General features: G+C 71.0%; 3 protein-coding genes. 2 read left to right on the top strand and 1 reads right to left on the bottom strand.

Features of this window, described 5'->3' with window-relative positions; all coding sequences use genetic code 11:
- On the top strand, positions 1-1,629 hold a 1,629-nt coding region (locus tag B7X32_RS18425), incomplete at its 5' end, for a long-chain-fatty-acid--CoA ligase (protein WP_292722997.1).
- 144 nt (positions 1,630-1,773) lie between these two features.
- Entirely contained in the window at positions 1,774-3,687 is a 1,914-nt protein-coding gene (locus B7X32_RS18420) for a DEAD/DEAH box helicase (protein WP_292723000.1), read from the top strand.
- A gap of 584 nt (positions 3,688-4,271) precedes the next feature.
- Here B7X32_RS18420 and B7X32_RS18415 read toward each other — a convergent pair.
- A partial coding sequence (locus tag B7X32_RS18415) for an ABC transporter permease (RefSeq protein WP_292722994.1) occupies positions 4,272-4,908 on the bottom strand: 637 nt, incomplete at its 5' end.

The following is a 4,908-nucleotide window of genomic DNA, read 5'->3' as shown; positions in this document are numbered from 1 at the left end:
GTCGCCGGATCCCTCGTCGACATCGTCGAGGCGTCCGCCCGCGACTATCCGGACGCTCCCGCGCTGCAGTTCTTCGGGCGGACCACCTCGTACCGCGACCTGCAGGCCGCGATCGATCGCGCGGCCGCAGGGCTCAAGGCGCTCGGCGTGAAGGCCGGGGATCCGGTCGCGATCGTGCTGCCGAACTGTCCGCAGCACATCATCGCGTTCTACGCCGTGCTGCGGCTGGGCGCCGTGGCCGTGGAGCACAACCCGCTGTACACGCCCCGCGAGCTGCGCAAGCAGTTCGAGGATCACGGGGCGAAGCACGCGATCGTCTGGAACAAGGTCGTCGCGTCCGTGCAGGAGTTCCCCGCGGACCTCGCCGTCACGAACCTCGTCTCGGTCGACGTCACGCGCGCGATGCCCGCGCTCACGCGGTTCGCGCTGCGACTGCCGGTCGCCAAGGCGCGCGAGTCCAGGGAGGCGCTCACCACCCGGGTGCGCGGCACGGTCACCTGGGAGTCCGTCGTGGGGTATTCCCCGCTCCCCTCGTCGCACCCGCGCCCCTCGACCGACGACCTGGCGATCATCCAGTACACCTCCGGCACCACGGGAACGCCGAAGGGCGCCTCCCTGACGCACCGCAACCTGCTCGCCAACGCCGCGCAGGCCCGGGCGTGGGTGCCCTCGATCACGCGAGGGAACGGCTGCGTCGTGTACGCCGTGCTGCCGATGTTCCACGCGTACGGGCTCACGCTCTGCCTCACGTTCGCGATGTCCATGGGGGCGCGCCTCGTGCTGTTCCCCAAGTTCGACCCCGATCTCGTGCTCGAGGTGGTGAAGAAGCATCCCGCGACGTTCCTGCCGCTCGTGCCGCCGATCGCGGATCGCCTGCTCAAGGCCGCGACCGCGAAGGGCGTGTCGCTCGCCGGCATCGAGGTGGCGATCTCCGGCGCGATGGCGCTGCCGCACGACCTCGTGGTCCCGTTCGAGAAGGCCACCGGCGGGTACCTCGTCGAGGGGTACGGTCTGAGCGAGTGCTCGCCCGTGCTCATGGCGAACCCCGTCGCGGACAACCGCGTGCCCGGCACCGTGGGCCTGCCCCTGCCCGGCACCGAGTGCCGTGTGGTGGATCCGGACGAGCCGACGAAGGACGTCGAGCCTGGACAGCCCGGCGAGCTGGTCGTCCGCGGACCGCAGGTGTTCTCCGGCTACTACGGCAAGCCGGAGGAGACCGAGGCCGTGTTCGCCGACGGATGGTTCCGCACCGGCGACATCGTCACGATCGACGAGGGCGGATTCGTGCGGATCGTCGACCGGATCAAGGAGCTCATCATCACCGGCGGCTTCAACGTCGCCCCGACCGAGGTCGAGGGTGCGCTGCGACAGCATCCCGACGTCATCGACGCCGCCGTCGTGGGCCTTCCCAGCGAGCACTCCGGCGAGGAGGTCGTCGCCGCGATCGTCGTGGATCCGCGCAAGGACGTGGACGTCGAGGCGATCCGCGAATTCGCTCGCGGAATACTGACGCCCTACAAGGTCCCGCGCCGCATCTTCGTCGTCGACGAGCTGCCGACCTCCCTCATCGGCAAGGTGCTGCGACGCCAGGTCAGGGAGCGCCTGGTCGCGCTGACCTCCGGGAGCTGACGCCTCCCGCGTTTTCGAAGCGCGCGAATGGCTCGATCCCGGGGGCGGATCGAGCCATTCCCGCGCTCCGGACTGCGATCTCCCAGGCCGGGGACGGTACTCTGAGTTGTGACCCGAGACGACGCGACGCCGACCGAGCCCCCCATCGACCCCGCTGCGGAGGGCGACGGAGCGACCGAAACGGAAGCGCCGGCCGGTCCCGGCTTCGAGGAACTCGGCATCAGCGGCCCCGTCCTCGCCGCGATCAAGGCGCTCGGCTACGAGACCCCCTCCGCGATCCAGCGCGAGACCATCCCGCTGCTGCTCGGCGGGCGCGACGTGCTGGGCACCGCGCAGACCGGAACGGGAAAGACCGCGGCGTTCGCGCTGCCGATCCTGGAGAACCTGGATCTGCAGCAGCAGAAGCCGCAGGCGCTCGTGCTGGCCCCGACCCGCGAGCTCGCGCTGCAGGTCGCCGAGGCGTTCGAGGCCTACGCCGCCCAGATGCCGGGCGTGCACCTGCTGCCGGTCTACGGCGGCCAGGGCTACGGCGTGCAGCTGTCGGCGCTCCGCCGCGGCGTGCACATCGTCGTCGGCACGCCGGGCCGCATCATGGATCACCTCGCCAAGGGCACGCTCGACCTGTCCGAGCTGAAGAACCTCGTGCTCGACGAGGCCGACGAGATGCTCAAGATGGGCTTCGCGGAGGACGTGGAGCAGATCCTCGCGCAGACGCCGGAGGACAAGCAGGTCGCCCTGTTCTCGGCGACGATGCCCGCCACGATCCGCCGGCTCGCGCAGCAGTACCTGCACGACCCCGAGGAGATCTCGGTCAAGGGCAAGACCACGACCAACGCGAACATCACCCAGCGCTACCTCGTGGTGTCGTACGCGCAGAAGGTGGATGCGCTGACCAGGATCCTCGAGGTGGAGAACTTCGAGGGCATGATCGTCTTCGTCCGCACCAAGAACGAGACCGAGACGCTCGCCGAGAAGCTGCGCGCCCGCGGGTACTCCGCCGCCGCGATCAACGGCGACATCGCGCAGCCGATGCGCGAGCGCACGGTCGGCCAGCTCAAGGACGGCAAGCTCGACATCCTCGTCGCCACCGACGTCGCCGCGCGCGGCCTCGACGTCGAGCGGATCAGCCACGTGGTCAACTTCGACATCCCCACGGACACCGAGTCCTACGTGCACCGGATCGGCCGCACCGGCCGCGCGGGCCGCTCGGGTGACGCGATCAGCTTCATCACCCCGCGCGAGCGCTACCTGCTCAAGCACATCGAGCGCGCCACGCGTCAGCAGCCCGCCCAGATGCAGCTGCCGACGACCGAGGACGTGAACAGCACCCGCCTGGCGCGCTTCGACGACGCGATCACCGCGGCGCTCGAGGAGACCCGCCGGATCGAGGGCTTCCGCGACATCATCGCCCACTACGTGCGCAACCACGACGTGCCGGAGGCCGACGTGGCCGCGGCCCTCGCGGTGGTCGCTCAGGGCGAGACTCCGCTGCTGCTGGACCCCGCGAACGACTCGCTCTCGGCCGCGATCGCCGCCGACAACCGGCCGCAGCGCGAGCGCACCGAGCGCTCGGGCGGACGCGACGGCGCGCGTGAAGACCGCGGCGCGCGTCCGGAACGGCGCAGCCGTGGGGACTACACGCCCTACCGGATCGAGGTCGGTCGCCGCCACCGCGTCGAGCCGCGACAGATCGTCGGCGCGCTCGCGAACGAGGGCGGCCTGGGCCGCGACGACTTCGGTGCGATCACGATCCGTCCGGACTTCTCGATCGTCGAGCTCCCCTCGAACCTGGACTCCTCGGTGCTGGACCGCCTGCGCGACACCCGCATCTCGGGCCGGCTCATCGAGATCCAGCGCGACTCCGGCCGCCCGAACCGTGGTCCGCGCCGCGACGACCGCGGCCGTGACGACCGGGGCTACGGCGACCGTCCGCGCCGTTCCTACGACAGCGGATCCGGGGATCGCGGCTACGGCGACCGTCCGCGCCGCGACGACGCCCCGCGCGAAGACCGCGGCAGCGACGACCGTCCCCCGCGCAAGCCGCGCCACAAGGACTGACCCCGCTCGTGCCCCCGTCGTTCTCGCCGGGGGCACGGCTTATTGTCGACGGCACCGGTACGCGGATCCGGGTGCGGACGCGGGTCCACGTCCGGGATCCGCCGAGCGCACGGCTTGCTGCCGAAAGCACCGGCACTTCGCGCGAAGTTCCCGTGCACTCGGCACGTCCCGGTGCACTCGGCGCACGGATCTACGGGTGCACGGCTTGTTCCAGAGATCACCACAACCCAACACGCGGATCCGCCGAGCGCACGGCTTGTTGCCGAAAGCACCGGCACTTCGCGCGAAGTTCCCGTGCGCTCGGCAGGTTCCCGTGCACTCGGCACACGAATCCACGAGCGCACGGCTTGCTCCCGTGCGCTCGGCGCGGATCCACCGAACGCACGGCTTGTCGCCGCGATCACCGGAACCCGACACGCGGATCCACCGTGCGCACGGGTCGTTGCCGAAAGCACCGGCACTTCGCGCGAAGTTCCCGTGCACTCGGCAGGTTCCCGTGCACTCGGCGGGGAGCGGCGGTCACGCGCAGCGCGCAGCGCGCCCCGGGAACCAGGGAAGTCCCGGGAAGCCCCGCGGAGCGTCCGTCACGCCGCGATGAGCGGCTTCGTGCGCACGGGGCCGAGCCAGGTCGCGATCAGGACGGCGGTGAGGGATCCCGCCGCCATGATCGCGGCCAGCACCACGATCTGGAAGCGTCCGGCCTCGAGCGGCGACAGACCGCCGAAGATCGCGCCGACGAACGCACCGGGCAGCACCACGAGTCCCGTCGTCTTGGTCTGGTCGATCGACGGGATGAGGGCCTCGCGGACCGCCCTGCGCGCGAGGTCGAGCGTGGAGCGGCGCGGGGTCGCACCGAGGGCGAGCCATCCCTCGACCTCCTCCCACCGGTCGGCCACCGACGCGGTGAAGCGGCGCCCGGCGAGCGTCGCGATGCTCATGGAGTTGCCGATGAGGATCGCACCGATCGCGAGGAGGTAGCGCGGCGTGGCCTGAAGGGCCCCCGTGGCGAACACCGTGCCGATGGACACGACCGCGCCGGCGCCGATCGAGGTCGCCATGACGAGGATCATGTGCGCGCCGCCGCCAGTGCGGCGCACGGCCACTCCCGTGGCGATGCCGAACATGACCAGCAGTGCGACGCCGATCCACGCGGGCTGCGAGACGATCCCGGTCAGGATGACGCTGATGATCGCGAGCTGCACCGCGCCGCGGAGGACCGCG

The organism is Microbacterium sp. 13-71-7 (genome assembly GCF_002257455.1).
Taxonomy (GTDB): Bacteria; Actinomycetota; Actinomycetes; order Actinomycetales; family Microbacteriaceae; genus Microbacterium.
The sequence above is the reverse complement of the archived record's forward strand: the minus strand, read 5'-3'. Positions and strand labels throughout refer to the sequence as shown.